This window comes from Streptomyces sp. NPDC043854 (assembly GCF_056436005.1).
The window spans coordinates 44669-61039 of the sequence record NZ_JBWKDK010000023.1 but is presented as its reverse complement, the minus strand read 5'-3'; the positions used below and the strand labels follow the sequence as shown (position 1 = coordinate 61039).

12 protein-coding genes are annotated in these 16371 nt (G+C 77.4%); all 12 read right to left on the bottom strand.

Annotation, left to right across the window (positions count from 1 at the left end; all coding sequences use genetic code 11):
- Nucleotides 1–423: 423 nt before the first annotated feature.
- The gene (locus AC068A_RS21555) at nucleotides 424–2658 is read right to left on the bottom strand and encodes a phage tail protein (protein ID WP_478587159.1); all 2235 of its coding nucleotides are present in this window, start codon (nucleotides 2656–2658) and stop codon (nucleotides 424–426) included.
- Entirely contained in the window at nucleotides 2658–4835 is a 2178-nt protein-coding gene (locus tag AC068A_RS21550; RefSeq protein ID WP_478587157.1) for a putative baseplate assembly protein, read from the bottom strand. Before AC068A_RS21550 ends, AC068A_RS21555 begins: the two co-directional genes overlap by 1 nt.
- 18 nt (nucleotides 4836–4853) lie before the next feature.
- Nucleotides 4854–5342 (bottom strand): GPW/gp25 family protein, encoded by a 489-nt coding sequence (locus AC068A_RS21545; RefSeq protein WP_478587155.1) that lies wholly within the window; start codon nucleotides 5340–5342, stop codon nucleotides 4854–4856.
- 63 nt (nucleotides 5343–5405) lie between these two features.
- Entirely contained in the window at nucleotides 5406–8252 is a 2847-nt protein-coding gene (locus tag AC068A_RS21540) for a hypothetical protein (RefSeq protein ID WP_478587153.1), read from the bottom strand.
- Nucleotides 8249–9856: a hypothetical protein gene (locus tag AC068A_RS21535; RefSeq protein WP_478587151.1), complete on the bottom strand. Its 1608-nt coding sequence runs from the start codon at nucleotides 9854–9856 to the stop codon at nucleotides 8249–8251. The genes AC068A_RS21540 and AC068A_RS21535 overlap by 4 nt, the downstream gene beginning before the upstream one ends.
- Nucleotides 9853–10518 carry a phage baseplate assembly protein V gene (locus AC068A_RS21530; protein WP_478587149.1) on the bottom strand — a complete coding sequence of 222 codons (666 nt, stop codon included), beginning with the start codon at nucleotides 10516–10518 and terminating at the stop codon, nucleotides 9853–9855. Before AC068A_RS21530 ends, AC068A_RS21535 begins: the two co-directional genes overlap by 4 nt.
- Nucleotides 10518–11606 carry a phage late control D family protein gene (locus tag AC068A_RS21525; RefSeq protein WP_478587147.1) on the bottom strand — a complete coding sequence of 363 codons (1089 nt, stop codon included), beginning with the start codon at nucleotides 11604–11606 and terminating at the stop codon, nucleotides 10518–10520. Before AC068A_RS21525 ends, AC068A_RS21530 begins: the two co-directional genes overlap by 1 nt.
- Nucleotides 11599–11793 (bottom strand): hypothetical protein, encoded by a 195-nt coding sequence (locus tag AC068A_RS21520; protein WP_478587145.1) that lies wholly within the window; start codon nucleotides 11791–11793, stop codon nucleotides 11599–11601. The genes AC068A_RS21525 and AC068A_RS21520 overlap by 8 nt, the downstream gene beginning before the upstream one ends.
- Nucleotides 11790–13259 carry a CIS tube protein gene (locus tag AC068A_RS21515; RefSeq protein ID WP_478587143.1) on the bottom strand — a complete coding sequence of 490 codons (1470 nt, stop codon included), beginning with the start codon at nucleotides 13257–13259 and terminating at the stop codon, nucleotides 11790–11792. Before AC068A_RS21515 ends, AC068A_RS21520 begins: the two co-directional genes overlap by 4 nt.
- Nucleotides 13256–13870, bottom strand: coding sequence for a phage tail protein (locus AC068A_RS21510; RefSeq protein WP_478587141.1), 615 nt, complete (start codon nucleotides 13868–13870; stop codon nucleotides 13256–13258). Before AC068A_RS21510 ends, AC068A_RS21515 begins: the two co-directional genes overlap by 4 nt.
- A gap of 8 nt (nucleotides 13871–13878) precedes the next feature.
- Nucleotides 13879–15897: a hypothetical protein gene (locus AC068A_RS21505; protein ID WP_478587139.1), complete on the bottom strand. Its 2019-nt coding sequence runs from the start codon at nucleotides 15895–15897 to the stop codon at nucleotides 13879–13881.
- Entirely contained in the window at nucleotides 15894–16349 is a 456-nt protein-coding gene (locus tag AC068A_RS21500; RefSeq protein WP_478587137.1) for a phage tail protein, read from the bottom strand. Before AC068A_RS21500 ends, AC068A_RS21505 begins: the two co-directional genes overlap by 4 nt.
- Nucleotides 16350–16371: the final 22 nt, after the last annotated feature.

The following is a 16371-nucleotide window of genomic DNA, read 5'->3' as shown; positions in this document are numbered from 1 at the left end:
CGTGCCCGTGGGCAGAGCTCGGCATGCAGCAACTTGCAGTCCTTGCAAGCTCGTTCGGCGGAAGGGCTGCCGCCGGCCGGTCCGGCGCGGCCGGGCCGTGGGCGACGTGGCCGACGCGTGCGGCCGTGCCGTGTGGGCCCTCCGTGGCCGGTCGGCTCGGGCCGGCTGCGCAGCCTGCGTCCGAGCCGGCGGAGCCGTGCGGGGCGCGGGGCCCGCACGCATCGCCGGGCAGCGGCGTACCGGCCGCCCCCTCCCCCGGCCCGGCCGGGGTATCGGTGCCGCCCCGCACATCCGAGGGGGAGCCGTACCCGCGGCCGGGCAGCCGGGCAGCGGCCTGCTGCCCCGATCGGGCCGGGACGGGGACGGGGACGGGGGCGGTTGCGGTTGCGGCGTCGCGGGCGGCCGCGGCGCACCGGTGGGGGGTCATCCGACGCGCACCGCCCCGGGGATGGTGGTTTCGCCGATGCGGGAGCCCTGGGCCGGGACGCCGACGACGCCGTTCGCGCCCAGCGTGATGTGGCCGGCGACCGCCGGGGCCCAGGCTGCGCCGGGGCCGACGACCGAGGTGAGGCCGAGGTGGAGGGTGCGGCCGATGCGCATGCCGGTGCCGAGGGGGCAGATGTCGACGCGGGTGTGGGCCGGTTTGTGGGCTTCCACGATGGCGCGTACGACGTCCAGTTGGGCGGAGGTCGGAGCCGCGGGGATGAGGACGCTGAAGCGGTGCGCGGTGGCGGTGTAGCCGTCCTCGCCGGGCCGGGTGCCGCCGACGGTGAACCGGCCGAGCGCCCCGGAGGTGGCGGCCGCGCCGCCGACGGCGGGGGCGGGCGGCCCGCCGGGGTCGGTGCCGAGGACGGCGCCGGCGAGTCCGCGGAGCCGCCAGTGCTCCACCACGCTGACGGGGACGGGCAGGTAGAGGCGCAGGATGCGTTCCAGGCAGGCGGCGGTGCCGCGGATGCGGAAGAGGTCGTACGCCTGGGCGATCAGCTCGCGGCGGGCGGCCACGGGCCAGCGCCGGTCCAGGGCGAGGCCGAGCAGCCCGGCCAGCCAGCCGAGGGCTTCCTGCGGGGTGGTCCGGGGGTCGAGGAGCAGGGTGCGCAGGGCGGCGCGGGAGTCCATCTCGTGCAGCAGTCCCTCGGCGGGGGCGAGGAAGCGGTGCAGGAAGGCGGCGTCGGCCTCGTCGCGGCTCCAGGCCCGCGGCAGGGTCGCGGACAGCCGGTGTCCGGGCCGTTCGACGCGCAGGGCCCGGACGCGGGGGGTGAGGCGGAGGGTGCCGGTGAGCCGGAGCACGATCCACAGGTAGCGGCCGGGCGGGGCCTGGACGGGGGCCTCGTACGTCTCGTAGGCGTCGTCGGGGTCGATCTGCGCCCAGGGCAGTTCGCGTCCGGTGGGCCGCCGGTACAGGGGGGCGGGGGCGGGGAGCCGGGCGGAGTGTCCGGCGCGGGAGGGCAGGGGCGGGGTGAGGTCGGGGCGGTGGACGGCACGGGGTCCGCGGACGGGGGGCTGCCAGGGCAGGGGGTCGGGGACGGTGTCCTCGTCGTCGGTGAGGAAGCTGACCCGGACGTCGGTGCCGGGCGGGATGCAGGCGTCGAGGAAGAGGCGGCCCCAGCGGGTGCGGTACTCGCCGGCGTCGAGGCGGTAGCAGATCACGGTGCCGGTGGGGGTGTACCGGGCGGCGGGTCCGGCGGTACGGGCGGTGCCGGCGACGGTGGTGAACGCGGTGCGGCCGTCGGGGTCGACGGTCATGGCGCCGCCGTCGTAGTCGGGGGCGCGCAGGGGTTCGAGTTCGGCCCAGGCGGTGGTGCCGTCGGGACGGAAGCGGTGGAAGGGCCGGCCGGGGGTGCGGGCGACGACGAGGGTGCCGTCGGGGGTGAGGTCGAGGTCGGTGGCGCCGTCGACGGTGAGCGGGCGGGTGCCGTCGGCGCGGGCGATGACGGCGCGGCCGCCGGCGGGGCCGGTCCACAGGACGTGGAGGTGTCCGGCGTGGTCGGCGATCCGGGTGGGGCGCAGGCCGTCGGCGCCGGGCGGGCGGTGCAGGGCGGGCCCGCGCAGGGGGCCGCGGCGGCCCTGGAGGAGGACGATGCCGGCGGGCCGGGTGACGAGGACGGCGACGGCGCCGCAGTGGGCGGTGATGTCGAGGGGGCGGCGGTGCGGGTGGGCGGGGGTGCGGAGGGGGACGCGGCGCAGCAGCCGTTCGCCCCACAGGTCGACCACGTGGACGGCGGCGCCGCCGGATTCGGCGATGTGGAGGCGCTGGCCGGCGTCGACTGCGAGGCCGCGGGGGACGCAGAGGGTGCCGGGCCGGTGGGGGGCGGGGCCGGGTGCGGGGGCGGCGGCGGTGGCGCCGCGGGGGATGACGTCGACGCGTCCGGCGCGGGGGTGGGAGCGGTAGGCGCGGCCCCAGCGGTCGAAGGCGAGCCCGGCCGGGCCGTACCCGGGGCCGGCCCCGGCCGCCGCGGATGCGGGCCCCTCCGCGCCGGTCCCGATCCCGGTCGCGGTCCCGGTCCCGATCCCGGTCGCGGCGGTCCCGGTCGCGGGTTCGGTCTCCGGTTCCCAGGCCAGTTGGACGCCGCCGCCGCCGAGGAGGGCGGTGGACTCGTGGCGGCAGCGCACCCACTGGTCCGGGTCGGCGATCAGGGCGGTGGTGCGGTCGCCGTGCATCAGCACACCTCCGGGGGAAGCGGTACGACGACGGGGTCTCCGGGCGGCGGGGGCGGGGTGCCGTAGCCGGCGCCCACGGGCAGCGGGCTGCCGGTGACCACGGTGATCTCGGCGAGCCGGGGCACTTCCCACGGGTTCAGCGGGACGAGCGGCAGCGGGGTCCAGCCGGCCGGGCCGCGCCGGGCCAGGGCGAGTTCGCCCTCGAGGTACTCCAGCCCCTCCACCTGGACGGCGACGGCCTCCAGCTCGGCGCGCCGCACGGCCCGGCCGAGCGGCCAGCCCGCGCCGTCGGGCCCGTACGGCGGCAGCGGGGCCAGGTACTGGCGCAGGATCAGCTCGGTCCAGCGGCGTACGGCGTCGGGCTGGTAGCCCTCCCGGGTCCGGATGCCGGCGGAGACGGCGATGTCCACGTAGGTGGGCGGGATGACGTACAGCTCGGCGGTGACGAGGCGCCGGGGGTTGAGGTACGCGGCCACCTGCCGCAGCAGCGCGAGGTCGGGCAGCGGGGCGCCGGGGTCGCGGAGGTCCTCGGCGGGGAAGACCAGCACGCTGACGACGCCCGCGGCGGGCTGGGCGGGGGTGTCGGGGTGGAGCAGGGGCAGGGTCTCGGCGCGCCGTACGCCGGGGACTTCGAGGGCGAGGGCGCGGTAGTCGTCGGTGGTGACGGCGCGGTCGCGGCGGTGCACCTCGGCGGGAAGGGCTTCGAGGGCGTCGGCGAGGGAGGCGGGGTCGGCGCCGCCGGCGGCGGGCAGCGGGTTGCCGGCCCGGACGCCGGAGACCCCGGTGAGGGCGGTGATCGCGCCGGCCGGGACGTTGCCTGCGGAGCCGCCGCCGTACCGGTAGCCGAGGACCCGGATGCGTTCGCCGATCCGGGGCAGCCGGCAGCGGGTGCCGAAGCGGACGGTGCCGGCGTCGGGGTCGAGGGTGTAGTGCCGGTCGAGGGGGCCGCTGGCGGCGAAGTCCTCGACCTCGGTCCAGGGCTGCCAGCCGTCGGGCTCCTCGACCTCCAGGCGGACGCTGCCGGGGAGGACGGGACGCTGGGTGAGCCGGTGGACCTGCCCGGCCTCGGCGGTGCCCGTGCCGAGGAGTTCGGGGGCGGCGCTGCGGGCCTGGACGGCGCCGACGGCGTTGACGCCGACCCAGCGGATGCGGTGGATGGCGTCGTTCTCCCCGGCGGGACGGCGTACCCGCAGCCAGCCGAGGACGCGGGCGGCGGTCCGCTCGTCGTCCAGCAGCGGGGGGCTGTGGAGCCCGCCGGTGCCGGCCTGGCCCTGCGGGTGGGCGGGGAAGGCGGCGGGCAGGGCGACGCTGACGACGCCGGCGGTGGTGAGGCCGCGGGTGGTGTCGCCGAGCACGGCGAGGGGGGTGAAGGGGGTGCGGGCGCCGGGCCCGTTCCACAGTTCCCACTGGAAGCCGGGCGGGGCGCTCAGCAGGTCGCCGGCGCGCAGCCGGGCGGGGTCGCGGGGGTCGCGGGCCACCAGGTCGTAGGGGCGGCGGAGTTCCTCGTCGGGGACGACGCCGAGGAAGACGGTCTGGCCGCGCAGCCGGGCGGGGTCGGTGGTGGGGCGGGCGAGGAGGGCGATCCACAGGCTCTGGTCGAGGGTGGTGCTGACGTCGAGGGGCGGCCGGTCGGGGTCGAGCGGATCGGCGGGGACCTCGGTGGTGGTGTAGAAGGTGACGGGCGCGCCGGCGGCGACGCGGTCGCGTTCGGGCTTCGGGAGGGCCTCGACGGCGTTGTCCCGGCGGCGGCTCTCCCCGCTGCCGGGCGGGGCGGGGGCGAGGGGGGTCTTGCCGGCGGCGAGGGTGTCCAGGGGCCAGGCGACGGTCTCGTTGTCGGTTTCGAAGGGGACGGCGCCGGCCCGGGCCTCGGTGCCGCGCAGCACCTGGACCCCTTCGGGGCGTTCGGTGCGCAGGGCGAGGAGGGTGCGGGCGGTGAGCGCGGGGCGGGGGCGTACGCCGAGCAGCCGGAGGAAGGCGACCTTGGTGGCGTCGGGGACCTGGTTGAAGCGGAAGAGCAGCGACTCGCCGAGGTGGGCGAAGAGTTCGAGGAGGGCGATCCCGGGGTCGCCGGCGTTGTGGTCGGTCCACTCGGGGGCGTAGACGGGGATCCGTTTGACCAGCTCGTCGCGGAGCTGTTCGAAGGTGCGGTCGTCGAGGATGGGGCCGATCAGCGGCATTCCGTCGTCACCCGGCCTCTATCGCAGGTAGAACGGGTAGACGAGGTTGTCCGGGCGCAGGTCGAGCAGCCGTACGTAGGCGATGTCGATCCACACCAGGGTCGGCTCCTCGCCCGGGGTCACGGAGACCTCGGTGACCTGGATGCGGGGTTCCCAAGCGGTGAGGGCCTCGCCGATCTCGGCGGCGATCGCGGCGCGGGTGGCGGGGGTGTTGGGGGCCATGAGGTGGCGGCGCAGGCCGCAGCCGAAGGTGGGGCGCATGACGCGTTCGCCGGGCTCGGTGTCGAGGATGGTCTCCACGGACTGGCGGATCGCGGCGGTGCCCGCCACCCAGCCGAGCCGGCCGCCTGAGCCGCTTCGACCACCTGGTCCGCCGGGGCCGGCGTCGCCGCCCTGCGGCCGCAGCGGGAACCGGATCCCGGTCCCGGACCAGGCCTCGCCCGCGGGCCCGGCCGCGGGGAGCGGGCCGCCGCCGGGGGCGGATGTCAGGGCGTCAGATGCTGCCATGGCTCCATGCTGCGCGGCGGGCGTCACCGCGCCGTCTCCCCCGCTGCCACGGGCCGCCACCGGTCACCACCAGCCCTCGGCGCGCAGGGCCGGCTTCATCTCGTTGAGGGCGCCGTCGTACTTGGCGCCGAACTTGGACCGGATGTCCTTGATGTCCAGCTGGACGGCCTGCTTGAACCGTTCGGCCTCCATCAGCTCCAGCTGCCGGGCACGGTGCTCCTTGGACTCCCTCCAGCTGCCGGTGCTCAGCGTGCGCGGCTGGGAACTCCAGTTGCCGTCGGGGTTCTTGCGGCCGCGGTGGTCCTGGCGGTCCATCTGGATGGCCGGGCCGCGGCCGTACGGGAGGCTGCCGACCTGCTTGGTGACGCTGTGCGGGGGGATGTGGTTGATCTCGGTGCCGGCGTGGTTGAGGCCGGTCTTCGGGTTCTTCAGGTCGTCGTAGCGGCCTCCGCGGAAGGCGGGCAGCTCCGCCGGGTCGCGGCGGTCGACTCCCACCTTGCCGCCCTCCTCCTGCGAGCCCTTCGCGGCGCCCTTCCCGGCGTCCTTCGCCGCATCCTTCGCCGCATCCTTCGAGGAGCCCTTCGAGGCCGCGTCGATGGGCGGGAGCCGGTGCGCCTTCGGGCTCATGGCGGCCGTGACGTGCCACTTGCCCTCGTGCAGCTCGGGTTCCAGCACGCTGAACCCGTACGTCCTGCGGACCCCGGCGAGTTCGGCGCGCAGGTCGGCCTCCTCGTACGGGTGGGCGTGCGACTTCTCCGCGATCCTCCCCAGGGCCTGGAGGCCCGAGAGCCAGCGGGCCTGCTTGGCCGGGGACGGGATGTCCGCGGGGTCCTTGCGGGGCGCGGCCGGAGCGGGGCCGGGGCCGGCGGCCGGGGCGCGGCGGGCGGTCGGCCGGGAGGGGGCCGCGGGGGCCTTGGCGGGGGCGGCGGCCGGGGCAGCCGGGGCCGGGCCGGCACCCGGAGGAGCACCGCCGGGGGTTGCCGGGGTGCCGGGCTCCTTCCAGGCGCCCTTCTTCTGGTCGTCCTTGGCCGACTTCGCCGGGACCTTGTCGTTGACCAGGTCCGTCATGAACTTCTCGGGGCTGAACCTCACCTCGCCGAAGGCGATCTCGGGGACCTTCCCGGAGCCGAGGACGTGCTCGACGTCCGCGCCGATGCCGAACTCCCCGGGCAGCGGGTACTCCAGCTGCCCGACCGGCCAGTTCCACCGCTTGTCCGGGGCCGGGGACCACCACGGGCTGTCCAGTTCGACGAAGAGCTCCCCGCCGAGCGCCAGGAACGGCTGGGCGGCGATCTCCATGTGCCCGGCGAGGAAGAACTCCCCGCGCTTGCCGGCCTTCGGGTCGGCGACCTCGCGGAATCCGATCCGGGGCGTGGCCTCCACGTAGCCGCGGACGCCCGCGAGGGCGTGCAGCCCGACGCCCGCCTTGATGTCGTGGCCGAGGAGCTGGAGGCCGGCTCCGCCCTCGGCCTTCAGGCGCAGCCCGGCGAAGGCGGAGACGTTGAGGGTTCCCGTCAGGCCGAAGTCCTTGAGGACCTCGGGTTTGGTGGACCAGGTGCCGGTGAGCTCCATGCGGTCGAGGGTGGCGGGCCCGATCTTGGCGATGGCCTCCAGGCCGATGCCGGCGAAGAGGAAGACGTTGCCGACGAGCGGGATGCCGTAGAGGGTGCGGACCTCGAACCGGGCGAGCTGTTTGACGTACTCCTTCTGCTCGAAGAGCGGTTTGTCCATTCGCGGCACGATCTTGCCGACGACGGTCACGTCGCCCCGGTGGTCGACGACGACCAGGGCTTCACCGCTCAGCCAGTCGGCCAGCCGGACGGTGACCGTGCCCCAGCCGGCCAGCACGCGGGGGGCGGGGCGCGGCCCGGCGGCCCCTTCGGGGGCCCCGGCGGCGGCCGCCCGTGCGGGAACCGGCTCGCCGGTGACCGCCCTGGCGGTCTTCACCTGCTCGGCGAGCCGGCTGTCCGTCAGTTCCCGGGCGGTCGCGGGGTCGGTGGCGACGAAGGTCACCTGGCCGTCGAACCGGTCGTTGGAGTAGCCGGCGGTGCCCCGGACGTCCACCGCCCCGCCCGCGTACGCGGCCGTCACCTGCCCGGTGAAGCCGCGCAGGACCACGTCCACGGCCGCGCTGCCGGACAGCGCGCCGTCCGGGCCGCGGACCACCGGGACCTCCACCGAGCCGAGGCCGGCGACCGTGCCGCGGGCGACCGCGTCGAAGGTGACGGTGTCGCCGGCGAGGCCGAAGCTGCCGGAGGCGGCGAGGAAGCCGCCCAGGGTGAAGCTCATGCCGGTGGCCTTCACGACCAGGGTCGGGCCGCGCAGTTCGTTCTCCGTGCCGGGCAGCTTCAGGCCGCTGACGCCGAGCCAGCCCAGGGCCCGGGTGCAGGTCTCGATCCGGTCGAGGAGGGCGCGGGGGCCGCCGAGCAGGGCGCCCTGCACCACCGCCGAGGCGTGGCCCTGGAGGACGCCGTCGTGGACGCGGACGGCGAGGACCGGCTCCACGCCGGCGTTCCGCAGCGGCAGCAGGAACGGGAGCAGCAGCGGGACCGGCTGGAACGCGCCGCCCGCGGCCGTGGCCGGGCCCCGGTCGGTGCTGCGGAGGTGCAGGATGCCGGCGGCGGAGTGGCCGAGGCGGACGCGGACCGGCCCGCCCGCCGGGCCCTTGCGCTCCAGGTACGCGGCGACGGCGGGCGGCGGGGTGAGCGGGGCGCCGCCCTCCAGGGCCAGCTCCTCCTTGGGCATGTCGGGGGCGGGCAGGGCGCGGGCCAGCTCGTCCGCGAGCCGGGCGGGCGGTGCGGCCCGGCCGGGGGCGGCGGGCGCGGGAGCCCCCGGCGCCGGGAGCCTGGGTGCGGGTGCGGGTGCGGGTGACGGTATCGGCGCCGGTACGGGGGCCGCCCGGCCGCTCATCCCCCGCTCCCGCACAGCGGGTCGCGGACCGGCGGCTCCGGTTCGGGGCGTACGGGCACGGGGGCCGGGTCGGGCGGGGTCACGGTCTCGAAGAGGTCCCTGCCGTCCTCGTCGCGGAAACCGCCCTCGCCGGCCTGGAGCCGGGCCGCGGCGCCCCGGGCGCCGAGGAGTCCGTCGAGGGCCTCCCGTTCGGCGGCCCCCATGTCGCGCAGCGTCAGCCCCGCGTCGAAGTGGGCCTTGAGGGCGGCGATCGCCGTGGCGGAGGGCGGGAGGCAGAACCGCAGGGCGAGCAGCCACCACAGCTGGAACAGGAACACCACGATCGGCAGGAACATGCTGAAGAGGAAGAACGCCACGATCATGAAGAGTTCGAGGGCGAAGGTGCAGATCCGGGGGGCCGTGCCGCCGACCGAGCCGCCGCTCGGGGTGCCGCCGCCGGGGTCGAAGGACAGCTGGGATCCGGGCGGGCTGGTGACGGCGACCCCGCCGGGGCCGGGCGGCGCGCCGGCCCGGGCGGCCAGCGCGCGCAGGTCGGGCAGGGTGATGGACGTCCGGCGGTTCTTGGTGCCCTCGGGGTCGTAGAACGGCGCGAGCCTGAACGGTTCGGTGGGCTCGCTCCACGAGACCTGCGGCGGGCAGTGCGCGTGTCCCGGCGCGGGGGTCCGGCGGACGAAGCAGCGCAGCTCGTACACCGACCGGTCGTCGAGCTTGGGGGCCCCCTGGTCGTCGTGGTCGCCGGAGCAGGTCGGCACCACCCCGAACCACAGGGACCGCTCGGGCGGTTCCGGGCCCTGCGGGCAGTCGCCCGACCGGGGCGGCAGCCGCCACATCGGGAGTTCCTGCTCCCGGTCCGGGGGGCGGCCCCCGGGCGGCGGGGCGCCGACCCTGCGCCATCCGGCGCCCGCCGGGCCCTCCATCCACGCCTGGACTTCCGTCTCCAGCCCGACCCGGTCGATCAGTGCGCGGTTCGCGTCCTCGAAGTCCGCCCGGTGCGCGAGGTCGGCCCACAGGATGTCCCGGACCTCCGAGGCGTACGGGGCCGCCCCGGGCGGCGGGGCGTCCGGCGGGCCATGCGGCGGGGCGTCCGGCGGTCCGTCCGGCGCTCCCGCCGCGCGCTCGGCGGCGGCCAGTCCGGCCGTCAGCCGGTGCGCGAGCCGGCGCAGCACCGGGGGCGGGGCGGACATCTCCACCTGCCGGCGCCGCATCACGAACCCGACCTCCAGCCCCTCGGCGGACTGCGGGCGGGGCCACCCGGGCCGGTCGCAGAAGAGCTCGACCACGACGGCGTAGAAGCGGTCGTGGCCGGGCTGGTACAGCTTGCGCAGCCGGGTGCGGTACAGCCGGTGCGTGGCGAAGCGGGCGCGGCCCGGGCCGCGTTCGGCGACGGGGACGGGCACGGGGCAGGACCACACGTCCTCGGCCGGGTCGAAGCGCAGCGAGTCCCTCGGGTCGGCGACGAGGGCACGGACGAACTCGGGCGAGGCGTACTTCTGGAGGGCGGGGGTGCGGGCGGCGGGGGCGAAGCGGTCGAACCCGCCGCGCTCGCACACGTACCAGGGGGCGAGGAGCTTGAAACCGTGCCCGGCGGCGGTGCCCGCGCTCACCAGATGTTCCCGGCGCCGGGCGTGTAGGCCGGGGAGACCACCATCTGGTCGGTGACCAGCGTCGCGCACTTCACGAGTCCGGTGAAGGTGGACAGCGGGGCGTTCACCGTGACGGTGGGCGCCTTGACGTCGACGGAGGCGTTGGCCTCGACCTGGACCGCGGTGGGGGTGAGGCGGACGGTGCAGCCGCCGCTGTGCCGGACCACGACCTGCCGGGCGGCGTCGTCGAGGACGACCTCGTGGCCGGAGGCCATGGTGATCCGCACCCGGGCGGCGCCGGCCGTGTCGTCGAACTCCAGGCTGCTGCCGGCCCGCGACCTGAACTGGCGCAGGTTGTTGGCCGGTTCGGGTTCGTGCGGCAGGGCGGCGCGGCCGTTCCAGGCGGCGCCGAGGACGTACGGGCGGCGCGGGTTGCCCGCCTCGAAGGCCACCACGACCTGGCTGCCCACCTCGGGCAGCGCGAGCAGTCCCTGCCGGTCGTCGGCGTACGGGGAGCAGAGCGTGGCCCAGGCCCGGACGTCGCGGTCGCCGTCCCGGCCGAGCCAGGGGAAGCGGACCTCGATGCGGCCGAGCCGCTTCTCGTCCACGATGTCGGTGACGAGCGCCGGGTAGACGCCGAAGTAGCCGGGCGCGGCGCCGTCCGCGGGCGTGGGCAGGGACATCACAGCACCTCGTTCAGGGACGGGCGTTCGGCGTCGAAGCGGGTGCGGAAGCCGTGGTCGGGGTCGAAGGTGTGCCGGACCCGGGTGACGTGGTAGCCGTCCCCCTCGAAGGGCCCGCCGACCGAGCGGAGGGTGAGCCGGCCGCCGACGACGAGGTCGGGGCTGCCGTTGGTGGTGCCGGCCACGGTGACGAACCGGCGGCCGCGGCGCAGCATTTCGGCGCGCGCCCAGCTCTCGGCCTCCTCGGTGGTCAGGGCCGCCTCCCGGACCCGCAGGCTGGTGGCGGGCCCCATCGCGCGGGCCAGCAGCCGTGCGCCGGTGCGGCCGCCGCCGGCCGTCTCGGCCTCGACGACCTCGGGGCCGGCCCGTTCGTCGATGGGTTCGCGGCGTTCGGCGTCGTAGCCGGTGACGACGACCTCGCTGCGCTGGTGCGCCAGGTCGGCGGCGAGCCGCACCGCCATCAGCTGGTTGCCGTAGACGAGGGTCTGGGCGGGGGCGGCGCGGCTGCCGCGGGGCCGGAAGTGCACGGTGGTACCGGTCGCCCACAGCTCCGCCTGGACGAGCCGGGCCCGCTCGCGCAGGAAGGCCAGGTCGCTCTGGTTGAGCTGCTGGACGACGTCGTAGCGGGGGCCGGGGACGTCCGCGTCGGCGTCGAGGCCGTGCTCGCGGGCCACTTCGCGGGCGACGTCGGCGTCGGTGGCGTCGCGGTACGTGCGCAGGCGCCGGGTCATCCGCAGCCGCATCAGCGCGTCCTCGGCGTGGACGAGGACCAGCGGCGGCTCGCCGTCGCCGAGGACGAGCTCCACCGCCGAGACGACGCCCTCGAAGACGTACCGCCGGGCCGAGGGCGGGCCGAGGGACACCCTGAGGGTGCTGCCGAGGCCCGCCGTGGACCCGTCCAGGTGCAGCAGCCGGTCCTGCGGGCCCGTCGCGCCGGGGCCGACGGCGAGGAAGTGGGCGCGCAGGGTGCGCAGTCCCGCCGTGCCCTCCGCCACCTCCAGGCGCACGCAGTCCCGGGCGAGGTCCCGTACGAGGGTGCCGCCGACCTCGAAGACGGGCGAGACGGCTGCGACGGCGGCATCAGTCATCGAAGCCCTCCGCGGCGGTGCGCGCGGTGAGCCAGGCGGCCCGCTCGGCGGCCTCCCGGTGGCGTTCGGCGGCCGCCCACCTGCCGCCGGAGCCGGAGCCGGTGCCGTCGCCGCGGGCGGGGGCGGGCGGGCCGCCGCTGCCCGCGGGCACCACTTCGGTGTGCAGCTCTCCGATGTACACGCTCATGGCGGGCCTCCTCGCGGTGTCCACCCCAGGGTGGTGGGGCCCGCGTCACGGCCGCGTTGCTCGCAGTCGGCCGCGGCCCGGCCGGGCGGGTCGGGCGGCAGCCGCTCCCAGGGCGCGGCCCCGGGGTCCGGGGCGGGGACCTCCTCGCGGCGGGCCCGGTCGGCGAGGCTGCGGCCGCCGCCGGCGCGGACCTCGGCGAGGGTGCCGGGGTCGGCGCGGGCGCGCAGGGGTATGCCGCGGCCGTACGTGGTGGAACGCGGGTCGGGGCCGTCCGGCGCAAGGCCCGGCGCAAGGCCGGGCGGAAGGCCCGGCGGAAGGCGTCCGGGCAGGGGCGCGAGGCCGGCGGCGGGCACCTCGAAGGAGCCGCGGGCGCGCCCGGTGGCGAGATCGACCGCGGCGGCGGCCACCGCCTGCGCGGCCGCGGCGATCCCGCCGCCGGCGCTGAGCACGAAGCCGGCCCGGGCCGCCGCGTCCGGGCCGCCCGGGGGCACGGTGCCGGGGCCGCCCGGGGCGCCGGGGCCGCCGCCCGGGACGCGCGGGCCGCCCTGCGCCGCCGGGCCCCCCGAGACGGCGCCGGCCGGTGCACCCCCGGCCGGCGGGCCGGCCCCGGCTCCGGCCGTGATACCGAGGGCGGCGGCCAGGCCCGCGGTGGAGGTGGCCGCCGCTTCCCCGGCGTACCCGGCCGACAGGCCGATGCCCGCGGACGCGGCCAGGCCCGCCTCGGCCTCCGCGCCCAGGACCACGCCGGCCCCGGCCGCCAGGCCGAGCGGGCTGTCGAGTCCGCTCATCGCCCCGCGCCAGGCCGCCGGGTCGAGTCCGGCCCGGGACAGCAGCTGCTGGGCGGACTCCCCGCCGAGCGCCCGGACCACCTGCCGGGGCCGGCTGGTGCCGGCGGTGCCGGGCGCGGCCCCGGCCCGCCGGTCGCCGGCCTCGGTGGCGGCCCCGGCGTCCCGGGCGCCGGGGCCCTCGGCGTTCGCCTGGTAGGCGAAGTTCTGCTCGACGATGGTCACCGCGACCTTGGCGCGCAGCGGCGTGCCGTCGGGGGCGAAGTGGTCGAGCTCCTCGTTGACCTGGGTGACGATGCCGTTGTAGCGGAGCGTCCCCCACACGAAGCGGACGGGCGGCGGCGGATCGGCCGGGCGGTCCGGCGGCGGCTCGACGAACTGCCGCACCAGGGCGGTCCACTGCCGTACGTCGGCGTACCGGCCGGCGCCTCCCTGCTCGGCGGTGTCGAATTCCAGGTCGAAGGTGAGCGTGGACCCCTCCTGGGCGGGGTGCTGCACCTTCTGGGTGCGGGTGGTCGCCCCGCCCCGGTCCACGTTGTTGTTGCGGGAGATGCGCAGGGTGGTGGGGTTGAACTGCACTTCGAGGGGGATGCCGACCTCCTCGGCCCGGGGCGTGCTCTGCGGGCCCTGCCGGCCGGTCACCTTCAGGCGGGTCAGGGTGGCGTGGGCCGTGGCCGTCACGGGGTGCGCTCCAGGCGCAGGCCCTCGTGGGCGATGTGCAGTTCCTCCACGGCGATCTCCCCCGTCCTCGCGTGGAGCGCCGGCCCGGTGATCTTCAGGGGCAGGCCGCGGGTGAACGTCCAGCGCGCCACCGTCCGCCGGCCGGTGGCGTCGAGCACCGCCACGTCGCCGTCGTAGCGGGGCACCGGGGCACCGCCGGCGACCATGCCGTGCAGCCAGTCCCACAGGGCGGTGTCGGCACTCCCGCCGTCGGTGGCGACGAGCATGCCGCGCCGCAGGACCAGCGGCTGGAGCCGGACCCGGCCCACGCGGCGCACCACCGCGTCGTTGGCGCCGCCCTCCGCGTACTCCCGCAGGTCGGCTTCCAGGCCCAGCCCGGAGCACTCCTGGAACCCGCCGTCGCCCAGCCGGTCGGGGGCGCGGTCCGGCCCGCCGGGGCCGGCGGGCCGGCCGGCCGGAGCCGGTGCCGCCCCGCGCCGGTCGGGGCCGCCCTCGGAGAGCGGACCGGGGAGGCGGGGCGGCGGCAGTGCGGTGCGCCCGGGCGCGGTGCTGCGCAGGAGGCGGATCCGGAACCGGAAGGCCTGGACGAGTTCGGGCGGGTGCTCGGGCACGGCGGGTCTCACCTCACGTCAATGGAGCCGTCGGCGTCCTGCGCGATCCGCAGGACGAGGTATTCGAGGGGCTGCGCGGGTGCCACGCCGATCTCGGCGACGAGCCGGCCGAGCCCCTGCGACCAGGCGGGGTTGAGGCGTTCGTCGCAGCGTACGAAGAAGGCCTCGTCCTCGGTGTCGCCGGCGAAGGCCCCGGCCCGGTACAGGCCGCGCAGCAGTTGCACGACGGAGCCGCGCAGTTCGTCGCGCAGTTGCGGGGTGTGGGGTTCGAAGGCCAGGGCCTGCGCCTGACGGTCCAGGGTGAGGCGGAGCGCGGTCATCAGCCGGCGCACGCCCAGCTGGCGGTGGTCGGGGTCGTGGGAGAGGGTGCGGGCCGAGGCGAGGCGAAAGCCGTCGCGCTCGGCGCGGAACACGTCGATGCCGAGCAGGTGGAGCTCGTCGCAGTCGGCGTCGCCGAGCGGCTGGACCGCGGTGACGGCGTCGGCGGCCAGGGCGTTGGCCGGGCCCCAGGGCACACCGAGGCGGCGCTCGCGCTCGGCGATGATGCCGGCCGCGAAGCCGGAGGGCGGTACGGGGACGGCGCGGCGGTCCGGGTCGTCGGGGGCCACGACGCCCAGCCAGGGGTGGTAGGCCGCCGCGTACGAGCTGTCGAAGGCGGCGCGCCAGCGGGCGACGGCGCGGACCGGCAGCCCGGGCGGTACGTCGAGGAGGGCGACGAACCGGCGCCCGTGCTCGGCGAGGGCGACGAGCCGCTGCTGGCGGCGCAGGATCTCGGGCAGCCCGCCGGCGGAGTCGAGCAGCAGGGGGCGCGGCCGGGCCGGGGCCAGGGTGAGGGGGGCGGCGGGCGGCGGGCAGGGCGCGAAGCGGCCGCCGACGGGGCGGGGCGGCGTCTCGGTGGCGGGGGCGTTCTCGCCGTACTGCCACAGCAGGTCGGGGGCGGACAGCAGCCCGATCTCGGGGACGAGCGCCATCCGGTCCGCACCGACGGCCGCGCCCGCGGTGCCGCCGTCCGCGTCGGCGGTGCCGGGCAGCAGCTCGACGGGGAGCGGGCCCTGGAAGCTGTCGGCGCCGATGGAGGCGTACCGGTCCGCGCCGGGGCGGACGGGGCGGGAGAGGGCGGAGGTGAGGAAGGTGTCGGGCGGGAGCAGGGCGTCGGGCCACTCCCCGTCGGGGGTGACCAGCAGGGACTCGGCGGCGAGTACGCCCGCGGCATGGCGGGGGTGCCCGCGGCTCAGCCCGAGCCCGGCGAACCGCTCGCGGCGGGGGTGGGCGGGGTCGCCGTCGGCCACGGTCACCTCGGCGGTGACGACCTCGGCCTCGACGGCCGCCGCCCGGGACCCCCCGCCGCCGTAACCCGCGCCCGCGCCCGCGGCGGGGGCGGGGGCCCGGTCGAGCAGGGCGACCACGGCCGGCGGCCCGAAGCCGTTCCTCCGCTCGGCCAGTTCGAGGATGCGGAAGAACGACCCGGCAGGCGGCAGCCCGGCGCCCCGGACCCGCAGCACCGATCCGGCGGGCGGGGTGCGCCCGGGCGGCAGGGCCAGCTCCCGCCCGTCGGCCGCGGCCTCGAACCGGTCCGAGGCGGTGAAGTCCCAGCGCACCGACAGCCGTCCGCCCCAGCCGCCCTCGTCGCGGGCGCGCAGCCCGAGCTCGTACGGCGCCCCGCCCGGGCCGGCGCCCGCGGGCCCGTCCGCGCGCACCAGCGCGACCCGGTGCAGGGCGCAGGCCTCCAGCGCGGCGGGGTGCGGGGCCCGCGGCAGCGGCGCCACCCGCAGGACGTACGCCAGGGCCCCGCCCTGGGCGAAGAAGGCCCGTACCGCGTATGGCAGCAGCCCGGGCCCCTCGAACCCGCCGAACCGGCGCACGTAGTCGGACCAGCGGTCGACGGGCACCGGTTCGTCGACCGGCCCGCGCGGGGCCACGCCCACGAAGCCCGCGATGTCGAGCCGGACCGGCGCCGGTGCGGGCGGCGCAGGCCGGGCGTCGCGGTACACGCCCGGGGCCCCGAGCCGCAGTCCGGACCCGGTCACAACGACTGGAAGTCGATGCGTTCGGCGACGAGGTGGAGTTCCTCCATCGCGACCTCCCCGCCGCCCTTGCCGGTGAGGGTGGGTCCGACCCACTTCTTCGGTTGGGCGGCGTGCAGCACCCAGGCGCAGACGGGGGTGCGGCCCTCGTCGTGGAGGGTGACGGTGACGGTGCGGGCGTCGTGCGCGCCCTCGCGGACCGCCTTGATCCAGTTGAAGAGGCGCAGGTCGCCGATGATGCCCCGCTTGAGGGTGACGTCGTTCGTCGTGTTGGTGTTGGCGATCTTGCGGACGTGGTTCTCGGGATCGTTGCCGTTGCGGTACTCGGAGTACTTGACCTCGTTGCCGGCTCCGCTGAAGTCGGAGAAGCCGCCGGCGATCTGGTCCTCGCCGCCGGTGTCGCCGAGTTTGACGAGGAAGTTGAAGGCGCCGTACGGGTTGTTGCGGGTGGCCATGGGGGTGTGTCTCCCGTTCTGG